Consider the following 19207-nt stretch of genomic DNA (forward strand, 5'->3'; position numbering starts at 1 on the left):
ACTGATAACTAGAGAGTATGCATCGACTGATAACATGTCAACGGGAAGGATGATTCCCCAACGACCAGGAGGCGCGCCCACCATGACCAGGACCCGGATGACGGCCGAGGAACGCAGCGAGGAAGTGCTGCGCGCGGCCATCTCCGCCTTCGCCGAATCCGGTTACGCGGCAACGAAAACCGATGAGATCGCCCGCCGCGCGGGCGTCTCGCAGCCGTATGTCATCCGGCTGTTCGGCACCAAGTTGCAACTGTTCCTGGCGGTGCTGGAACGAGTCTGCGATCGCGTCGACGGGCTCTTCCGCGAGGGGGCCGCGCAGGCCCCCGCCGACGCGACCCCCAAGGAGCGACTCGACGCCATGGGCGAACGCTTCGGCGACTTCCTGCTCGACGGCGACCTGCCACGGGTCTTTCTCCAGGGGATCGCCGCGGCGGGCACGGACCCCGCCATCGGCGACGTCATCCGTGCCCGCTTCGGCAATATCTACCTGGTCGCGCGGGAGCTCACCGGGGCGTCGGCCTACGAGGTCCGCCGCTTCATGGGCACCGGCATGCTGCTCACCAATATGACGGCCATGGGACTCACCGGCCCGAACCCGATCGCCGCGCCCTGGGCCGAGGAGATCATGGAGAACCTGGAAGCCGACGGCATCTGAGCGGGATCAGGCGCGGTGCTGCACCCGCGAGCTCGAGTAGAGGCAGATAGCCGCGGCGGCAGCCAGATTCAGGCTCTCCGCGCGACCATGGATGGGAATCCGGATCCGGTGGGTGGCGCGGGCGGCGATGGCCTTGTCCAGGCCGTGCGCCTCATTGCCGAACAGCCACGCGACCGGGCCGCTCAGGATCTCGTCGGCGTCGTCGAGGTCGACCTCACCCTTGGCGGTGGTGGCCAGGATCGCGATGCCCGCCGCCTCCAGCGCGTCGAGGGTGGCGTCGATATCGCGGGAGCGGGCCACGGGGACATGGAAAAGGCTTCCGGCACAAGCGCGTACGCATTTGCCATTGTGCGGGTCCACCGAATCACCCGCGAGCACAACGCCGTCCGCGCCGACGGCGTCGGCCACGCGGATCAGGGTGCCCGCGTTGCCCGGGTCGGCGATCTCGACGGGCACGGCGAGCATGCGCGGGGCGGCGTCGAGCACCTCACGCAGCGGCACGTCCACCTGGCGGCACACCGCGACCAGGCCCGGCGGAGTCACGGTCTCCCCCAGCATCTCCGCGGCGCGGTCGGTCACCATCGTGGTCCGCACCCCTCGAGCGGCGGCCCCGGCGACCAGCGCGTGCTCGCGTTCGGCGGCCTTCTCCGAGAAGAACAGCTCCTCGACCCGGCCGGTGTCCAGCGCCGCCTCGACCGAATTCGCGCCCTCGGCCAGGAACAGGCCGGTCTTGCGGCGGACCGGACTGCGGTGCAGCTTGACCGCCGACACGATCCGGGAGTTACGCCAGTCGATGGAATCAGCGCTCACGGCCACCTGTCCCTTGGGAGATACGCGGAGATACGAGAAGAAAAGAAACGACCCGCGGAACATCGTCCGCGGGTCGTTTCGGCTATTGCTTTGTCACGCAGACCGAATCAGGCGGCCGGGGCGTTGACGTCGGCCGGCAGGGCAGCCTTGGCGGCGGCGACCAGCTGGGCGAAGGCCTCGGCGTCGGAGACGGCGAGCTCGGCCAGGATCTTGCGGTCCACCTCGATGCCGGCGGCCTTGAGGCCCTGCATGAAGCGGTTGTAGGTCATGTCGTTCAGACGCGCGGCGGCGTTGATACGAGTGATCCACAGCTGACGGAAGTCACCCTTCCGCGCCCGGCGGTCCCGGTAGGCGTAGGTGAGCGAGTGCAGCTGCTGTTCCTTGGCCTTGCGGTACAGGCGCGACCGCTGACCGCGGTAGCCCTTGGAGGCCTCGAGAACGGAACGGCGCTTCTTCTGAGCGTTGACGGCCCTTTTGACGCGTGCCACTTTTCAGTCCTTGATCGAATAGGGGGTGCGGCGATCGCACCCGGAGGTTGGTCGGTCGGCTCAGCCGAATTACTTGGCGAGCAGCTTCTTGACGCGAGCGACGTCGGCCTTGGCGACGACCTCCACGCCGTCCAGACGACGAGTCCGGGTGGTCGGCTTGTGCTCGAGCAGGTGGCGACGGTTCGCCTGCTGACGCAGCAGCTTGCCGCTGCCCGACACCTTGAATCGCTTCGAGGCGCCGCTGTGGCTCTTCATCTTCGGCATGGATTCCTCAGTTCTGTCGTGCCGGAGGCGCGCGAGTACCACACGCCTCCGGAGCTTCTCGTTATTACTGCTGCGGGGTGGCCGATTCGGCAGCCGGAGCCGCGGTCTCGGCCGGGGCCGCCTCGGCGGGAGCCGGCGCGGGCGCACTGCTGCGCTGCTGCGTCGAGCTCGCGTCGTTCTGGGCCTTCACCCGCGTCTTCGCGCCCTTGTGCGGCGCGAGGACCATGGTCATGTTTCGGCCGTCCTGCTTGGCCGAGGTTTCGACGAATCCGAGGTCGGCGACGTCGGCGGCCAGTCGCTGCAGGAGCCGGAACCCGAGTTCGGGGCGCGACTGCTCGCGACCACGGAACATGATGGTGACCTTGACCTTCGACCCCGCCTCCAGGAAGCGCATCACGTGGCCGCGCTTGGTGGCGTAGTCGTGGTCATCGATCTTCGGGCGGAGCTTCTGCTCCTTGATCACGGTCTGGACCTGGTTCTTCCGGGACTCACGCGCCTTCTGCGCGGTCTCGTACTTGAACTTGCCGTAGTCCATGATCTTGCACACCGGCGGGCGTGCATCGGGCGCGACCTCGACCAGGTCGAGGTCAGCTTCCTGAGCGACGCGTAGTGCATCTTCAACACGCACGATCCCAACCTGCTCGCCGCCGGGTCCGATGAGTCGGACCTCGGGAACGCGGATGCGATCGTTGATGCGGGTCTCAGTGCTGATGGGGCCTCCTAGGTCAAGCGGTTCGTCAACGACCGCAAGCAATAACTGCAACCCCAATTTCAACACGAAAGCCCCGCTCCGGTATTTCACCGGCACGGGGCCCGAGTCGACCGATCCGCGACGCAAACAGCTCGCATCGCACCGCACGCAGGAAAAACCCACGCGCAGAACCCATCACGTAAATGATGGGCGACCGGACCGTTCAACCTCGCGCTGTCAGCGCTGGTTGACGGTGGGAGTCGGGCTCCACTTGATGCCCCGAGTCGGTTGCAGGAACCAGTCCAGGGCGGTCGTCGCGGAAGAGTCTAACACTCATAGCGGTGAGCTCCGAATCGGCCGCCCCCGCGACCAGCGCCGACCCGCGCGATGGCATTCTCTACCCCATGAGCGAGGCTACCCTGAACGACGATTCCGCCCTCATCGACGGCGAGGTCGTGCGCGAACTGGCCGAGATCCCCGCGGTCGAGGTCATCAGCCGCGCCGCCGTCATGCTGATGAGCTCCGCGGCCGAGAAGCTCGGCCTCGGCGAACCGGACCCGGCCAGCAGCCCCCACCTGGACCTGGACGAGGCGCGTCGTGTCATCACCGCGCTCGCCGGTCTGGTCACCGCGTCGGTCGAGTACCTCGGCCCGCACGCCGGTCCGATCCGCGACGGCCTGCAGTCGCTGCAGCGCGCGTTCCGCGAATCCTCGGAATACCCCGATGCCCCGGGCGCGGGCCCGGGCGAGAAGTACACCGGCCCGGTGTACTGACCGAGCCGCTATCGATCTGTCGAAAACGGCCCGCCCGAGTTCTTTCGGGGCGGGCCGTTTTTGTTCGAGCGGCCTCTACGTCCTGGGGCCGATGCCGTCGAGGAGCGTCGCGACGACCGCCGCGGGCTCGACGGCGGGCGGTGACATGCCAGGCAGCACCGCGTTGAGGACCCGGTCGTGGCAGACGCCGACCAGGACGGCCGCCACGGCGGCGGTGTCGGCGTCGGGGGCGAGGCGGCCGAGTCGCCGCTCACCGGCCAGGTAGTCCGAGAGCAGTACTCGCCAGTCGGGCTGATCGGTCGGCAGTTCGGCGAAGCGATCCAGCACGGCCGGAGCGGACAGCAGGCCCGCGAAGATCGGCAGCACCGCGCGGTGCAGGTCCAGGCCCGCGCTCAGATATATACGGAGATTCTCCGCGACGGTCGCTTCCCCCGGGGCGGGCAGTGCGCCGAGCGCGCGGTGCGCGGCGTCGACGTGCGCGCGGACCGCGGCGGCGAGCAGGGCGTCCTTGTCCGGGAAGTGGTTGTAGAGGACGCCGTCGGCCACCCCGGCCGCGCGCGCGATGGCGCGCACGGTGAGGGTGGCGGCCGAGCCGTCGGCGAGCAGGCGCTGCGCGATGACGACGAGGTGATCGCGGAGGGTGTCGTCGGTGGCGCGCAGCGCCGCGGCCTTGCGGGGGGACATGGATCGTTACGGTAGCGGGGTCGCGGCCGTCACGAGCCAGGCCGACCCGCGCAGCACGATGCCGCCGGAGGTGGCGTAGGGAATCAGGGCCGTGGAGATCGCCTGGCGGACTTCGGCGTCGGTGGCGAACCCGGCCAGGGAGCGGTGATGGCGGACCGGGCCCCAGCCCATGATGAAGTCGGTGGCATCGGAGATGTCGTCGCCCCAGATGCCATCGGCCTCACGGTAGTCGACGCCGATCTCCCTGAAACCCGCGGCGGACAACAGGCCCCGAATGCGGTCGGGCTCGGAGAACGGGCCTTCGGCGGGGCTGACCGCGAAATCCCCGAGATGGGCTGCGGCGGCGCAGAACACGGCGCCCAGATCGGTACCCGGGAGCGGGGTCATGGCGGCGAAGGCCAGGCGGCCGCCGGGGCGCAGGGCGCGGGCGATATTGGCGAAGGCCGCCACCGGGTCGGCGAAGAACATGATGCCGAAGCGGCTCAGCGCGGCATCGTAGGCGGCGGCGGGGAAGGGATGGATCTGGGCGTCGCCCTGTTCGAAGCCGACATTGGGGACGGCTTCGGCGGCGGCCCGTTCGCGGGCGCGGGCGAGCATCGGGCCGGAGAGATCGACACCGGTCGCGGAGCCGGCGCCGGCGCGGCGGGCGGCGGCGCGGGTCAATTGGCCGTTACCGCAGCCGATGTCGAGGACGCGGTGGCCGTCGGCGATGCGGGCGGAGGTCAGCAGGGGTTCGTCGAAGCCGTGGTTCACGGCGTCGTAGCGGTCGTAGTGGCCTGCCCAGTGTTCGCCTTCGTAGCCGTTCCAGGCTTCGGACTGGGCGGTATTCACGATCTCGGTCATGCTCGACTCCTATTATGAACGATTGTTCATGAACGCACGTTCATATTGCGCGCGGCCGGGGGAACGTGTCAATACCCGCCCCGGGTAACGGTTTACGCTGAATGTTCAGCGACCGGATGGCAAACAGCCAGCGACGGAGGGGCATCCGGAGAATCGGGCGCATCGGCTTGCCGCGATCTCGGCCGGATTGTTAACGCTCGACCGGACATGCGACATAGCTGGTTGCGGGCTGATCGCCTGTGCGGCTGGATGATCGAAACAGCGTGGCGACATCGAGCCGGTGCTGGTTGGATGCCGGAGTATCGCACCGATCGGCGCGAGCGCGGGCGACGTCCTGCATACTACGACGGGCAGCGGCAAGGCTGCCCTCACTACGAGATCGAATGGACTTCGGGGGTTGTACATGAATGACCTGATATCCCAAGGGAACCGCACGTCCGGCAGCCGGATTCGGCGCGGCGTCCTCCCGATCATGATCGCCGCGGCCGCGGCCGCCGCGCTGGTGGCGGGCTGCACCTCGTCCTCCAACTCGGACAGCAAGGCCACCACCTCGCAGGCCGCGCCGCCGGCGCAGCTGCCCGAGGGCGCGCAGATCGTCGCCGAATCGGCCAAGACCACCCAGACCCTGCAGTCGGTGCACGTGGTGCTGGACGTGAAGAACCTGCCCACCCTGTCGGTCAAGAGCATCAAGGCCGACGTCACCAACCAGCCGCAGGGCCAGGGCCAGGCCATCGGCGACGCCGAGGTGAAGGTCAAGCAGGACGGCGACTTCACCAAGACCAAGTTCATGGTCGTCGACAAGACCCTCTACACGGGTGACGGCACCAAGTACGCCCCCGTCGGCCCCGCCGAGAAGATCTACGACCCGGGCGTCCTGCTCGACAAGGACAAGGGTCTGGCCTACGCCATCTCGCAGGTGAAGAACGCCAAGGCCGAAGGCCGCGAGAAGATCGACGGCGTCGACACCGTGAAGGTCAGCGGCACCATCTCCGCCGACGTCATGGACCCGGTCGTCCCGCAGATCGGCAAGGACGGCGGCGAGTTCCCGATCACCCTGTACATCAAGGACGTCGCGCCGCCGAGCGGTACGGGCACCACCCTGCCCTCGAACGCCGCCTCGCCGGGCACCGGCCCGAACCTGGTGCGCGCCATCGTCACCAAGGACGCGGGCACCGTCACCGTGACGTTGTCCGACTGGGCGAAGCCGGTGCACGTCACCAAGCCCGGCGGCTAGTCACCCGTCTATCCGCCCTGTGAGTGGGGAGCCGGTTCGGGGAACGAGCAACGGCGGCAACAGCTGTCGTCCGACCCCGGCCGGCTTTCGCATTTTTTCCGGGCCGCTGTTAACAAAAGCCCACTTAAGAGATTGTTCAGTGAATTGCAAGCCGCAACGCCGACGATTCCATCCGTAAGTTCGAACGCGGTGTGTGCGTGTGGAGGAAAGCTATGACGATCGAACGGCCCGAGGCCGAGGCGACGATCGAACGGCAGGCGCCAGCAGATGAATTCCGCCGGCCCCCGCTCGACGGACCGCCGCCGATTTCCAACGTCTGGGTCTACGACGGGAAAGCCTACGACCTCTCCGACTGGATTTCCAAGCATCCGGGCGGCGAGTTCTTCATCGGCCGCACCAAGAACCGCGACATCACCTCGATTGTCGGTTCGTACCACAAGAATCCGGAAGCCATCGGCAAGATTCTGAAGAAGTACGCGCTCGACCGCGACGCCCTGCCGGAGGACATCCACCCCAAGGCCAACGCGCCCGCGTTCCTGTTCAACGAGGGTTTCGACAGCTGGCGCGACACCCCGAAGTTCAGCTTCGACAACAAGGACGACCTGCTGCACAAGGTGAAGGCGCGGCTCAAGGAACCCGAGCTTGCCGCCCGGATCCGGCGCATGGACACCTATTTCAATATCGTGGTCGCCATTCTCGCGGTGGCGTACTTCGCGGTGCAGGGCCTGCGGTTGTTCGAGCGGTCCTGGATGCCGTTGCCGGTCTTCGTGATCGCCATGGTGCTGCTGCGCAGCTCGCTGGCCGGGTTCGGGCACTACGCCATCCACCGTGCCCAGAAGGGCATGAACAAGATCTACACGAATGCCTTCGACTTCAATTACGTCGCACTGGCATTCGTGACCGCGGACGGCCACGCCCTGCTGCACCACCCGCACACCCAGAGTGAAGTCGACATCAAGAAGAACGTCTTCACCATGATGATGCGGATCCCGCGGCTGTACCGGGTGCCGATCCACACCCTGCACAAGTTCGGTCACACCGTCACCGGTATGACCTTCCGCCTGCTCGACGTCTGCCGCCTCACCCGCAAGGTGGGCATCAAGGACATGTACGGCACCTGGGGTGGGGCGCTGCCGCACTTCATCGGGTCCTTCGGCGCGCGGTTCCTGCTGCTGGGCGAGCTCATCGCCTTCACCGTGGTGGGCGACTTCTGGGCCTGGGCCCTGCAATTCGTGATCACCCTGTGGGTCTCCACCTTCCTGGTGGTGGCCAGCCACGACTTCGAGGTCGAGACCGAGGAACTCGAGCACAACTCCGAGGACTGGGGCGTCGACCAGATCGAACAAGCCTACGACCTCAAGGTGGTCGGCAACCGCTACCTGGACTGCTTCCTGTCGGCGGGCCTCAGCTCGCACCGCGTCCATCACGTACTGCCCTACCAGCGCAGCGGTTTCGCCAATATCGCCACCGAGGACGTGCTGCGTGAGGAGTCGGCGAAGTTCGGCGTGGAATGGCTTCCCGCCAAGAGCTTCTTCACCGACCGCTTCCCCAAGCAGATCCGCACCTACATCCTCGCGCCGTCCGACGACGCGGTGGAGCGCAAGTGGGGGTTCGTCAAGGAGCACTTCTCGCCGCTCGCCCTGAAGACCTGTGTCGTCTACACCGCGCAGGGCTTCACCGGAATCGGCACGGTCTGAGCCGATTCCGAACACCGCGGCGCGCCGGAACATGCGCCGGCCGCACCGCGCGTTTCACCAAAGAATACGAGGGGAGTCATTCGTGTCCATCACCATCGACGAAGGGGCCGCCCGGCCCGCCGCCCGGTTCGCGGGAGGCGAACCCGGCTACGACTTCGCGCCGACCCCGCTGCCGCCGGCCCCGCCGACCACCGTCGGCGTGATCGAGTCCATCGCCACCGGCGCGCCCGCGCAGATCTTCGCGCAGGCCGACGCCGCCGCCCAGGTCGCCGGGCTGTTCACCGATCCGGCCCAGCAGGCCCGGATCCCGCGGATCTACCAGAAGACCCGGGTCACCACCCGCCACCTCGCGGTGAACCCGATCGACCCCGAATTCCTGTCCTACAGCCGGGAATCGGGCACCATCCGCGACCGCATGAACACCTTCTACGACCACGCGGTGCCGCTGGCCGTGGACGTGGCCGGCCGCGCCGTCGCCCACCTCGAGGACCCGGCCGCCGAGATCGGCATGCTGGTCTTCGCCACCAGCACCGGGTTCATCGCACCCGGCGTGGACGTGGCCGTGGTCAAGCAGCTGGGCCTGTCCCCCACCGTCAACCGGGTCGTCGTGAACTTCATGGGGTGCGCCGCGGCCATGAACTCCGTACGCGCCGCGACGGATTACGTGCGGGCGCACCCGGACAAGAAGGCGCTGGTCATCTGCATCGAGCTGAGCTCGGTCAACGCCGTGTTCGACGACAATGTCAACGACGTCATCATTCACAGCCTCTTCGGCGACGGCTGCGGCGCGGTGGTCATCGGCGCCCGGCAGGCCCACCAGAAGCTGCCGGCCGGATCCATCGTGATCCGGGACAGCTTCAGCTACCTGTTCGACGACGCCGAGGACGGAATCGTGCTGGGCGTCAACGACAACGGCATCACCTGCGAGCTGTCGGAGAACCTGCCGCAGTACATCCTGCGGGGCGTGGACCCGGTGGTGACCGAGGTGCTCGCGCGCCAGGGCCTCACCAAGTCCGACATCGATCTGTGGGCGATCCACCCGGGCGGCCCCAAGATCATCGAGGAGTCGGTGCGCTCGCTCGGCCTCGGCGCCGAAGAGGCCGCCACCAGCTGGGACGTGCTCGCCGAGTACGGCAACATGCTCAGCGTCTCGCTGATCTTCGTGCTCGAGCAGATGGTCGCGCAGTCGGCGTCCCAGCCGATCTCGACGGGCGTGGCGTTCTCCTTCGCGCCCGGCGTCACCCTCGAGGGCGTCGTGTTCGACGTCATCCGTTCCTGACCAGCCCGACCCGTCCAGTCCAGAGAGCCAGCAGTCATGCAACTCATCAGATTCCTCATCTCCATCTCGTGGATGCGGATCGCCGGCGTCATCGCCTCCGGTCTCGTCTGCGGTGCGGCCAATACCTACCTGGTGACATTGATTCGGGGAGTGGTGTCACCGGAACCGCATCCGGGCGTCACCGTCCAGGCGTTCGTCGCGACCGCCCTGGTCATCCTGATCAGCGGCGTGATCTCGCAGGTGCTGCTGATCCGGCTGGCGCAGGACGCCATCTACCGGCTGCGCGCGGACCTGAGCTCCCGCATCGTGTCCGCGCCGCTGGAACACCTGGAGCGGCTGGGCCAGCACCGGCTGATCGCCACCCTCACCGAGGACGTGCGGGCGCTGTCGCAGGCGGTGACGGCCATCCCGAGCATCTGCATCGATCTGGCCACCATCGTGGGCTGCTTCGTGTTCCTCGCGGTGGTGTCCGGGCCGATCTTCGCCACCACGGTGGCGGGCACGCTGCTCGGAATCGCCTGTGTGGAGCTGGTTCTCAAGCGGGTGCGGGCGCTGTACCAGTCCGCGCGGGAGAACGAGGACGGGCTGCTGCGCTCCTTCCAGGCGGTATCGCTGGGCATCAAGGAGCTCAAGCTGCACCGCGGGCGGCGGCGCGACTTCATGGACAAGCACCTGCTCGGCTCCGCGGAGACGTTGCGGGCGCAGAACATCGACGCCGGATCGAAATTCACCGTGGCCCAAGGGTTCGGGCAGCTGCTGCAGCTGGCCACCATGGCGCTCATCCTGTTCGGGCTGGCGCGGGCGCTGGAACTGCCGCAGAACGTGATGGTCGGCTACGTGCTCGTCACCACGTTCCTGGCGATGCCGATGCAGAACTTCATGCACCGCATCCCGGACCTGCTGCGCGGCGACGTGGCACTGGCGAAGATCCGGTCGCTCAATCTGTCCATCCAGACCGCGCACGACGAATCGCGGCTGCCCTACACCGAGCGCGCCGCGGTCACCGCGGCACGGCTCGAGCTCAACGACGTCGGCTACAGCTACCTGACCGAGGCCCCGCCCGCGATCCCGCCGCTGCCCGGCACCGGACCGCACCCCGGCCCGGGTCCCGGGCAGCGCCCCGGCGGCGGCCGGCCGCATCCCGGCGGCCCGCCTCCGGGCCACGGTCCGCAGGGTGTCGACCGGCCGGATGTCAACGGGCACAGGTTCGTCGGCCACGGCGGGCACCCGCTGCCCAACGGCGGACCCATGGCCCCGCCGCAGGCCGACGGCTCCGGCTTCCACCTGGGCCCACTCGATCTGACCTTCGAACCCGGCCAGATCAGCTTCATCGTGGGCGGCAACGGCAGCGGCAAATCGACGCTGGCCAAACTGATCACGGGCCTCTACGTCCCGCAGCACGGCCATCTCACGCTCAACGGCGAGACGATCGACCACACGAACATCGAGTGGTTCCGGCAGAACAGCTCGGCGGTCTTCACCGACTTCCACCTGTTCGAGGACTACCTCGGCTTCGAGGACGGCATCGACGACGAGGTCCGCAAGTACCTGAAGGAGCTTCGGATCGATCACAAGGTGACCGTGGAGAACGGCCGGCTGTCGACGATCGACCTGTCGCAGGGGCAGCGCAAGCGCCTGGCGCTGTTGACCGCGCTGCTCGAGGACCGGCCGATCTACCTGTTCGACGAGTGGGCCGCCGATCAGGAGCCGAAGTTCCGTGACGTGTTCTACCGCGAGATCCTGGTCTCGCTGAAGAACCGCGGCAAGACCGTCATCGTCATCACCCACGACGACCGGTACTTCGACTGCGCCGACCAGCTCGTCAAACTCGACTTCGGGCACATCGCCGAGGTCAAGGAACACGAGCCGCCGCTCGCGGCCGCCGAGTAGGAGCGAAAGACGAAGGCCCCGTACCGATTCCGGTACGGGGCCTTCGCGCTGTCGGACGGTCAGCGCAGCGCGGCGGCCTTGCGGCGCGCCGCGGCGGCCTTCTTGGTGGCCGCGGCCTGAGCCTCGGTCTTCGGGGCGGCCTTCTTCGCGGGCGCCTTCTTGGCCGCCGCCTTCTTCGCGGGCTTCGGCTCGGCGAGGGCGGCCGGCTGCGCCGCGAGCACATCCTTCAGGAACTGGCCGGTGTAGCTGTCCGGCACCGCCCCGATGTCTTCCGGGGTGCCCTGGGCGATGACCATGCCACCGCCGGAACCGCCTTCGGGGCCCATGTCGATGACCCAGTCGGAGGTCTTGATGACATCGAGGTTGTGCTCGATGACGATCACCGTGTTGCCCTTGTCGACCAGGCCGTTGATGACGGTCAGCAGCTTGCGGATGTCCTCGAAGTGCAGGCCCGTCGTGGGCTCGTCGAGGATGTAGATGGTGCGGCCGGTGGAACGCTTCTGGAGTTCGGCGGCCAGCTTCACGCGCTGCGCCTCGCCGCCGGACAGCGTCGGGGCCGACTGGCCCAGGCGGACATAGCCGAGACCGACGTCCACCAGCGTCTTGAGATAGCGGTGGATCGAGGTCACCGGTTCGAAGAAGTCCGCGGCCTCCTCGATCGGCATGTCCAGCACCTCGGCGATGGTCTTGCCCTTGTAGTGGACCTCGAGGGTTTCGCGGTTGTACCGCGCGCCGTGGCAGACCTCGCACGGGACGTACACGTCCGGCAGGAAGTTCATCTCGATCTTCAGGGTGCCGTCACCCGAGCACGCCTCGCAGCGGCCGCCCTTCACATTGAAGGAGAACCGGCCCGGCTGATAGCCACGCACCTTGGCCTCGGTGGTGGCCGCGAACAGGGTGCGGATCTTGTCGAAGACGCCGGTGTAGGTGGCCGGATTCGAGCGCGGGGTGCGGCCGATCGGCGACTGGTCCACCTGCACCAGCTTGTCCAGGTGATCGAGGCCGTTGACCCGGGTGTGGCGGCCCGGCACCTGACGCGCGCCGTTCAGCTTGTTCTGCAGCACGGTCGCCAGAATGTCGTTGACCAGCGTCGACTTACCCGAACCGGAGACGCCGGTGATCGAGGTGAGCACGCCCAGCGGGAAATTCACGTCGATGTCGCGCAGGTTGTGCTCGGTCGCGCCGACCACGGTGAGCTGCTTCTTCTTGTCGATCGGCCGCCGCACCAGCGGCAGGTCGATGCGCTCGCGCCCGGAAAGGTAAGCGCCGGTGAGGGAATCCTTGTCCTTCAGCAGCCCCTCGTAGGGACCCGAGTACACCACCTGACCGCCGTGCTCACCGGCCAGCGGGCCGATGTCGACCACCCAGTCCGAGGCGTGGATGGTGTCCTCGTCGTGCTCGACCACGATCAGCGTATTGCCGAGACTCTTGAGGCGCGTGAGGGTTTCGATCAGGCGGCGGTTGTCGCGCTGGTGCAGGCCGATGGACGGCTCGTCCAGCACGTACAGCACGCCCACCAGGCCCGACCCGATCTGGGTGGCCAGGCGGATGCGCTGCGCCTCACCGCCGGAGAGAGTAGCGGCGGCGCGCGAGAGCGTCAGATACTGCAGGCCGACGTCGAGCAGGAAGCCCAGGCGCGCCTGGATCTCCTTGATCACCTGCGCGGCGATGGCGGCCTGCCGGTCGTCGAGGGTGAGGGTGTTCAGGAAGTGCGCGGCATCGCCGATCGACAGATCCGAGATGTCGGCGATGGAGCGGCGTTCGGTGCCGGCCGACAGCGTGACCGCGAGGATCTCCGGCCGCAGACGCGCGCCGGCGCACACCGGGCACGGGATGTCGCGCATGTACCCGTCGTAGTGCTCCTTCATCGCCTCCGACTCGGTGGCGTCCATGCGCCGCTGCAGGAACGGCATCACACCCTCGAAATCGGCGTAATACGAACGCTTGCGGCCGTAGCGATTGGTGTAGGAGACGTGGACCTGCTCGGAGCTGCCCTCCAGCACCGCCTTGCGGGCCTTGAGCGGCAACTGACTCCACGGCGTGTCCATGGAGAAGCCGACGGCCTCGGCCAGGCCCGACAGCAGGCGGGTGAAGTACTCGGCGGTCTGCCCGCGCGACCACGGGGCGATGGCGCCGTCGGCCAGGCTCAGATCCGGGTCCGGCACAACGAGATCCGGATCGACCTCCTTGCGAATACCCAGACCGGTGCAATCCGGGCAGGCGCCGTAGGGCGAGTTGAAGGAGAACGACCGCGGTTCCAGGTCCTCGATGTCGAGGGGGTGCCCGTTCGGGCAGGCCAGCCGCTCGGAGAAGCGCCGCTCCCGATCGTGGGCGTGCTCGTCGCGGTCCACGAAGTCCAGCACCACGATGCCGTCGGCCAGCCGCAGCGCGGTCTCGATCGAATCGGTCAGGCGCTGTTTGGAACTCGGCTTCACGGCGAGACGGTCGACGACCACCTCGACATCGTGCTTCTCCTGCTTCTTCAGCTTGGGCGGATCGGTCAGCGGATGCACCACGCCGTCGACCCGGACCCGCGAATAGCCCTGCGCGTTCAGCGACTCGAACAGGTCCACGAACTCACCCTTGCGGGTGCGCACCACCGGCGCGAGCACCTGGAACTTGGTGCCCTCCGGCATGGCCAGCACCTGATCCACGATCTGCTGCGGGCTCTGCTTGGCGATCAGGTGACCGCAGACCGGGCAGTGCGGGGTGCCCGCGCGCGCGAACAGCAGACGCAGGTAGTCGTAGACCTCGGTGATGGTGCCGACCGTGGACCGCGGGTTGCGGTTGGTCGACTTCTGGTCGATGGAGACCGCCGGGGACAGGCCCTCGATGAAGTCCACGTCCGGCTTGTCCATCTGCCCCAGGAACTGCCGGGCGTAGGCCGACAGCGACTCCACGTAGCGGCGCTGTCCCTCGGCGAAGATGGTGTCGAAAGCCAGCGAGGACTTTCCGGACCCGGACAGACCAGTGAAAACGATGAGACTGTCACGGGGTAGGTCGAGATCGACCCCTTTGAGGTTGTGCTCCCGTGCTCCGCGCACCGTCAGGCGATCCGCCACCTGGCCATCCTTCCAACGTTCCGGCATCCAGACATACCCCCGACGCCATGCTAGGGGCACCCACCGACAAGTTTGGATACCAGAGCTGAAACGCTGGTCACAGTGTGTTTATTGCGACGGGCGAGGGTGATGTCGCCCGCACCGGCTCAGGCCGACTTCTCGGTGATCGCCCCGGCGGCGCCGGCCGCGCTGGGCAGCGCCCGGCGCACGCAGCTCGCGATCACCCGCGGCTGCCGCGCCCGCTCCCGATCGCGGGCGCGATCCTCGGACCCGGCCGCGGTGACCAGGGCCAGATCGCCGTCGAAGCGGCGGTACAGCAGCCGCCCGCGGCGGACATCGGCGTCGATGAAGAAGAGGTACGGCAGCCCGCCCAGGCACAGCCGGGCCACCGCCTCGTCCTCGAGCAGCATGGGCACGCCGTCACGCGGGCGGCCCAGCGTGCGCACCCCGAGCGGCCCGGTCCAGCAGACCACCGCCTCGGATCCGGTGTCGGCGTCGATGAACAGGTGCGCGTCGTAGTCCATGGCGTCGAGCACGCGCGCGGCCGCCGCGGGTGTGGCCACCTGTAGTCGGCAGTCCTTGCGCCGCACGATCGGCCGCGGCTCGGTGATCGCGGACAGCGACGGCCGCGCGGGATCCGGCCAGGGCCGGGACAATTCGTCCGGCGGGCAGCCCAGTCGCAGGTCCAGCCGTTCCAGTGCGAAGGTGGCGGCGAACCGTCCCGGCCCCGCGACCTGTACCCGGAACGCCTTCCCCAGCGCTCGGACACTCGCCTGCACCAGGGTGGTGCCGTCCTCGGGATCGCCGTGGTCGGGATCGGGCCAGTGCAGGCGTGCCCGCACCGGCCCGCCGACTCCGTGGCGGCGCAATATCCTGCCCAGTCCGCGCACCACCCGGGTCACCTCCCCCGACGGGACGGGCCCGTGCGTGGTCACCACGAAATCCGGATCGATTCCACTCGACCACACATCGAACGCGCCCATAGCCGACCCCGCTCTCCCTGTATCCGACCCGGCAACCGAACTCCATGGCAACACACGTCACCCGGGCCCGACAGTGCCGAAAGTCCCGAAACAGACCACTTTCGGGGAAAAGTCTCCGACAAAAGATCTCGGGCCGCCGATCATCCGGGAGATTAGGGACCTTCGGCGGTATCCCGTTGCCGCGCCGCGAGTTACGTTGGCCGGGACCGTCCGCGCACGCGCGCGGACCGACCGCGCATCACCGACATCCTGGAGGCCGTCGTGATCAAAGTCTTCCTGGTCGACGATCACGAGATCGTCCGCCGCGGTCTGACCGATCTGCTGGAAGAGGACCCCGAGCTGACCGTGGTCGGCGAGGCCGGCGACGTCGCCCAGGCGCTGGCCCGGATCCCGGCGCTGCGCCCCGACGTGGCGGTGCTCGACGTGCGCCTACCCGACGGCAACGGCATCGAACTGTGCCGGGACCTGCTGGCCGACATCGACGATCTGCGCTGCCTGATCCTCACCTCCTACACCGACGAGCAGGCCATGATGGACGCCATCCTGGCCGGCGCCAGCGGCTACGTGGTCAAGGACATCAAGGGCATGGAGCTGGCCAAGGCCATCAAGGAGGTGGGCGCGGGCCGCTCGCTGCTGGACAATCGCGCGGCCGCCGCCCTCATGGCCCGGCTGCGGCGCAGCACCGAATTCGACGGCCCGCTGGCCGGTTTGACCGATCAGGAACGCAAACTGCTCGACCTGCTCGGCGACGGCCTCACCAACCGGCAGATCGCCGAACGGATGTTCCTGGCGGAGAAGACGGTCAAGAACTATGTGTCGCGGCTGCTGGCCAAACTCGGGATGGAACGCCGTACCCAGGCGGCCGTGCTGGCGTCGAAATTGCGTACAGGACAACCACGTTCGGCATGACAACCGCACGGCAACCTCGGCGCGCATAGAATCGCGCTGACGTGGCGTATCCGCCGGACCGCAGGACATACATGCACGACACTCCCCGCACCGGCCCTTACTCGGTGCGTGAAACGCTGTCGCAGCTGCGATTACGCGAGTTGCTCACCGAGGTCAAGGACCGAGTCGAACAGATCATCGACGCCCGCGATCGGATCGACGGGCTGGTCGAGGCGATGTTGCTGGTCACCTCCGGGCTCGATCTGGACCAGACGCTGAGCACCATCGTGCGCGCGGCCACCATCCTGGTCGACGCCCGCTACGGCGCGCTGGCGGTGCTCGGGCACGAACAACAGCCCAGCCAGTTCATCTTCCACGGCATCGACGAGCAGACCCGGGTCAAGATCGGGGCGATGCCCGAGAGCCACGGCGTGCTCGGTCTGCTGCTCGACAAGCCCGAACCGCTGCGCCTGGACGATCTGACCCGCCATCCCGCCGCCGTCGGGTTTCCCGAGCACCATCCGGACATGCGCACCCTGCTGGGCATGCCGGTGCGCATCCGCGGTGAGATCTTCGGAAACCTGTATCTCGCCGAGAAATCCGGCGGGCACCCCTTCACCGAGGACGACGAGGTGCTGCTGCAGGCGCTGGCCGCCGCGGCCGGCATCGCCGTCGACAATGCCCGGCTCTACGAGCAGGCCCGCACCCGGCAGGCGTGGATCGAGGCCACCCGCGACATCGCCACCGAATTCCTGGCCGACACCGAACCCAGCAAGGTGCTCGCGCACGTAGTGGCGCACGCGCGCGAACTCACCGCCTCCCAGCAGGCGCTGCTGGCCGTGGTCGCCGATCCCGAGGAAGCGCCCGAGCGGGTCACCGAGCTGGTGGTGGCGCAGTGGTCCGGGCCGGGCGAGCCGCCCGCCGGGCACGCGGTGCGCACCATCGAGACCGCCGTCGGCCAGGCCCTCACCACCCGCACCCCGCTGCGTTTCGACGACGGCCGCCACATCGACCTGGGCACGCCGATCGCCGATATCGGCCCGGCCCTGGTGCTGCCGCTGCACACCCCCGATTCCACCCTGGGCGTGCTGATCACGCTGCGCTCGGCCGAATCCGCGCCCTACTCGGACGAATTGGTGGAGCTGATCGCCGCCTTCACCGATCAGGCCGCGCTGGCCATGCAGCTGGCGGTGGCACAGCGGCGCATGCGCGAACTCGACATCCTCACCGACCGCGACCGCATCGCCCGCGATCTGCACGACCACGTCATCCAGCGGCTGTTCGCCATCGGGCTGGCGCTGCAGGGCACGGTGCCGCGCGCACGGGTGCCCGAAGTGCAGCGCCGGCTCGCGGACTCGATCAACGATCTGCAAGACGTGGTGGAGGAGATCCGCACCTCGATCTTCGACCTGCACGGCGGCGACGGGCACAGCACCCGGCTGCGCCAGCGCATCGAGCGCGCGGTCAAGCAGCAGACCACCGCCACCGACATCCGGGCGCTCATGCACATCACCGGGCCGCTGTCGGTGGTCGAGCCCGCGCTCGCCGATCACGCGGAAGCCGTTGTGCGCGAGGCCGTCTCGAACGCGGTCCGGCATTCGGGGGCCGACACCATCACCATCGACATCGGGGTGGCCGACGATCTCACCATCGTGGTCGCCGACAACGGCCGCGGGATCCCGGACTCGATCACGCCCAGCGGGCTCACCAATCTGGCGCGCCGCGCCGAGCAGGCGGGCGGGCGGCTGGCGGTGTACCCGCGCCGCGCCGACAGCGGCGACGACGACGAGGACATCACCACCACGGGGACCAAACTGCACTGGTCGGTGCCGCTGCACTGACCGTGTCACGCGACCGCACCGACCGTGTCACGCGATCGCACCGACCGGCGTCACACGATCGGGCCGAGCACCACCGCACTGTTGTTGCCGCCCATGCCGAGCGCGGTCTTGAGGGTGAGGCCGCGGATGCCGGGTTCCACACCGTCCACCAGGCGGGCCCGTGTGGGCGCGACGATCGGCGCGGACACCAGCACACCGCGCTCGTAGCCCATGGCCGCGGCGGCCACCTCGATCCCGGCCGAGGCGGCCTGGCAGTGCCCCGCCAGCGGCTTGAGCGCCGTCACCTGCGGGCGGTCGTCGAAAATCCGGGCCAGCAGCGCGGTTTCGGCCGCGTCGCACTGGGCGGTGCCGGAGGCGTGGGCGCTGAGGCAGGCGATCTCCTCGGGGCGGACGTCCGCCGCGGCGAGGGCGAAGTGCACACAGTCGAAGATCTGCTCGTACGAGGGCTCCACCGAGACGACGTGGTAGGCGTCGCTGGTCATGGCCCCGCCGAGCACCGCCGCGTAGGGGCGGTCGGCGTCGCGGGTGAGCATCAACGCGACCGACGCCTCTCCGAAGACGAAGCCGCGACTGCCCTCCTGGAACGGCCGGCACGCCTCCAGCGGATCGGCGTCGAAGACCGCCGCGCCCAGATTCACGAACGCCTGCACCATGTCCGGGGAGGCCGACAGGTCGGTGGCGACCACCAGAACATCGTCGGCCAGGCCGTGGTCCATCCATAATCGGGCGGTGACCAGGGCCACGTTGAGCGAGGAGCAGGCGGCGCTCACGTTCATGGCCGGGCCGTGGAAGCCGAACTCGCTCATGAGCATCGACACCGGGGTCGAGGGGATCAGCCGCAGATAGTCGCGTGAGCGCCGCTGCCCGCCGTCGACGGTGAAGAACTCCTGCCACTCGTCGAGGTTGCCGAGCACGATCGCGTGCAGCAGTCCGACGGTCCGGCCGGGCCTCCAGCCGCGGCCGCGGGCGTCGGTGACCGCTTCGCGCGCGGAGTCCAGGACCGCGCGGAGGTAGCGGCTCGGCGGTAAGTCCGGATCACCGCCCTCCGGCACGCGGGCAATCCACCCGTGCCGATCGCGTCCGGGCCCGTACCCTGGATGTAGCCGGGCTGCGGATTTGCCGCTC

17 protein-coding genes are annotated in these 19207 nt (G+C 68.2%); 8 read left to right on the forward strand and 9 right to left on the reverse strand.

Going from position 1 to position 19207, the window contains the following annotated elements; genetic code table 11:
* Positions 1–82 precede the first annotated feature (82 nt).
* Complete coding sequence (locus tag ACQPYY_RS22705) at positions 83–655, forward strand: TetR/AcrR family transcriptional regulator (protein WP_357285957.1); 573 nt, start codon at positions 83–85, stop codon at positions 653–655.
* A gap of 6 nt (positions 656–661) precedes the next feature.
* Here the strand turns inward: ACQPYY_RS22705 and ACQPYY_RS22710 are convergent, their stop codons facing one another.
* The 4 genes from ACQPYY_RS22710 to infC all read right to left on the reverse strand — a co-directional run bounded on the left by ACQPYY_RS22710 (position 662) and on the right by infC (position 2980).
* Positions 662–1465 carry a TrmH family RNA methyltransferase gene (locus ACQPYY_RS22710; protein WP_433590918.1) on the reverse strand — a complete coding sequence of 268 codons (804 nt, stop codon included), beginning with the start codon at positions 1463–1465 and terminating at the stop codon, positions 662–664.
* A gap of 107 nt (positions 1466–1572) precedes the next feature.
* Positions 1573–1953: a 50S ribosomal protein L20 gene (gene rplT / locus ACQPYY_RS22715; RefSeq protein WP_040807291.1), complete on the reverse strand. Its 381-nt coding sequence runs from the start codon at positions 1951–1953 to the stop codon at positions 1573–1575.
* Between the two features lie 69 nt (positions 1954–2022).
* The gene (rpmI, locus tag ACQPYY_RS22720; protein ID WP_033090982.1) at positions 2023–2217 is read right to left on the reverse strand and encodes a 50S ribosomal protein L35; all 195 of its coding nucleotides are present in this window, start codon (positions 2215–2217) and stop codon (positions 2023–2025) included.
* Between the two features lie 64 nt (positions 2218–2281).
* Positions 2282–2980: a translation initiation factor IF-3 gene (infC, locus tag ACQPYY_RS22725; protein WP_357286021.1), complete on the reverse strand. Its 699-nt coding sequence runs from the start codon at positions 2978–2980 to the stop codon at positions 2282–2284.
* Positions 2981–3312: 332 nt separating this feature from the next.
* Here infC and ACQPYY_RS22730 point away from each other — a divergent pair, with 332 nt between their 5' ends.
* The gene (locus tag ACQPYY_RS22730) at positions 3313–3681 is read left to right on the forward strand and encodes a DUF1844 domain-containing protein (protein WP_213560615.1); all 369 of its coding nucleotides are present in this window, start codon (positions 3313–3315) and stop codon (positions 3679–3681) included.
* 75 nt (positions 3682–3756) lie between these two features.
* Here ACQPYY_RS22730 and ACQPYY_RS22735 read toward each other — a convergent pair whose 3' ends face one another.
* Entirely contained in the window at positions 3757–4365 is a 609-nt protein-coding gene (locus tag ACQPYY_RS22735) for a TetR/AcrR family transcriptional regulator (protein ID WP_433590919.1), read from the reverse strand.
* Positions 4366–4371: 6 nt separating this feature from the next.
* Positions 4372–5208 (reverse strand): class I SAM-dependent methyltransferase, encoded by an 837-nt coding sequence (locus ACQPYY_RS22740; protein ID WP_433590920.1) that lies wholly within the window; start codon positions 5206–5208, stop codon positions 4372–4374.
* A gap of 403 nt (positions 5209–5611) precedes the next feature.
* On the opposite strand from ACQPYY_RS22740, the gene ACQPYY_RS22745 reads away from it, so the two are divergent.
* The 4 genes from ACQPYY_RS22745 to ACQPYY_RS22760 all read left to right on the forward strand — a co-directional run bounded on the left by ACQPYY_RS22745 (position 5612) and on the right by ACQPYY_RS22760 (position 11308).
* A complete protein-coding gene (locus ACQPYY_RS22745; RefSeq protein WP_433590921.1) occupies positions 5612–6442 on the forward strand; it encodes an LppX_LprAFG lipoprotein in 831 nt (276 codons plus the stop codon).
* 305 nt (positions 6443–6747) lie between these two features.
* The gene (locus ACQPYY_RS22750; protein WP_433594707.1) at positions 6748–8139 is read left to right on the forward strand and encodes a fatty acid desaturase; all 1392 of its coding nucleotides are present in this window, start codon (positions 6748–6750) and stop codon (positions 8137–8139) included.
* An 82-nt stretch (positions 8140–8221) separates the two neighbouring features.
* Positions 8222–9418 carry a type III polyketide synthase gene (locus ACQPYY_RS22755; protein WP_379106827.1) on the forward strand — a complete coding sequence of 399 codons (1197 nt, stop codon included), beginning with the start codon at positions 8222–8224 and terminating at the stop codon, positions 9416–9418.
* Between the two features lie 36 nt (positions 9419–9454).
* Positions 9455–11308, forward strand: coding sequence for an ATP-binding cassette domain-containing protein (locus ACQPYY_RS22760; RefSeq protein WP_433590922.1), 1854 nt, complete (start codon positions 9455–9457; stop codon positions 11306–11308).
* Positions 11309–11367: 59 nt separating this feature from the next.
* On the opposite strand, the gene uvrA is transcribed toward ACQPYY_RS22760, so the two are convergent.
* Positions 11368–14370 (reverse strand): excinuclease ABC subunit UvrA, encoded by a 3003-nt coding sequence (gene uvrA / locus ACQPYY_RS22765; protein ID WP_433590923.1) that lies wholly within the window; start codon positions 14368–14370, stop codon positions 11368–11370.
* A 146-nt stretch (positions 14371–14516) separates the two neighbouring features.
* Complete coding sequence (locus ACQPYY_RS22770) at positions 14517–15353, reverse strand: sigma 54 modulation/S30EA ribosomal C-terminal domain-containing protein (RefSeq protein ID WP_433590924.1); 837 nt, start codon at positions 15351–15353, stop codon at positions 14517–14519.
* Positions 15354–15614: 261 nt separating this feature from the next.
* On the opposite strand from ACQPYY_RS22770, the gene ACQPYY_RS22775 reads away from it, so the two are divergent.
* Complete coding sequence (locus ACQPYY_RS22775) at positions 15615–16262, forward strand: response regulator transcription factor (RefSeq protein ID WP_357097132.1); 648 nt, start codon at positions 15615–15617, stop codon at positions 16260–16262.
* A gap of 71 nt (positions 16263–16333) precedes the next feature.
* Positions 16334–18082, forward strand: a complete 1749-nt coding sequence (locus ACQPYY_RS22780) for a GAF domain-containing sensor histidine kinase (protein WP_433590925.1) — start codon at positions 16334–16336, stop codon at positions 18080–18082.
* A 50-nt stretch (positions 18083–18132) separates the two neighbouring features.
* Here ACQPYY_RS22780 and ACQPYY_RS22785 read toward each other — a convergent pair whose 3' ends face one another.
* Positions 18133–19134 carry a beta-ketoacyl synthase N-terminal-like domain-containing protein gene (locus ACQPYY_RS22785; RefSeq protein ID WP_433590926.1) on the reverse strand — a complete coding sequence of 334 codons (1002 nt, stop codon included), beginning with the start codon at positions 19132–19134 and terminating at the stop codon, positions 18133–18135.
* Positions 19135–19207 lie beyond the last annotated feature (73 nt).

The organism is Nocardia sp. CA-145437 (assembly GCF_050956485.1).
Lineage (GTDB): Bacteria > Actinomycetota > Actinomycetes > Mycobacteriales > Mycobacteriaceae > Nocardia.

Excerpts from the sequence above, each read along its gene's own strand:
- ACQPYY_RS22705 (WP_357285957.1), top strand. The coding sequence starts at position 83 with ATGACCAGGACCCGGATGACGGCCGAGGAACGCAGCGAGGAAGTGCTG.
- rpmI (WP_033090982.1), bottom strand. The coding sequence starts at position 2,217 with ATGCCGAAGATGAAGAGCCACAGCGGCGCCTCGAAGCGATTCAAGGTG.
- ACQPYY_RS22730 (WP_213560615.1), top strand. The coding sequence starts at position 3,313 with ATGAGCGAGGCTACCCTGAACGACGATTCCGCCCTCATCGACGGCGAG.
- ACQPYY_RS22735 (WP_433590919.1), bottom strand. The coding sequence starts at position 4,365 with ATGTCCCCCCGCAAGGCCGCGGCGCTGCGCGCCACCGACGACACCCTC.
- ACQPYY_RS22740 (WP_433590920.1), bottom strand. The coding sequence starts at position 5,208 with ATGACCGAGATCGTGAATACCGCCCAGTCCGAAGCCTGGAACGGCTAC.
- ACQPYY_RS22745 (WP_433590921.1), top strand. The coding sequence starts at position 5,612 with ATGAATGACCTGATATCCCAAGGGAACCGCACGTCCGGCAGCCGGATT.
- ACQPYY_RS22760 (WP_433590922.1), top strand. The coding sequence starts at position 9,455 with ATGCAACTCATCAGATTCCTCATCTCCATCTCGTGGATGCGGATCGCC.
- ACQPYY_RS22770 (WP_433590924.1), bottom strand. The coding sequence starts at position 15,353 with ATGGGCGCGTTCGATGTGTGGTCGAGTGGAATCGATCCGGATTTCGTG.
- ACQPYY_RS22780 (WP_433590925.1), top strand. The coding sequence starts at position 16,334 with ATGCACGACACTCCCCGCACCGGCCCTTACTCGGTGCGTGAAACGCTG.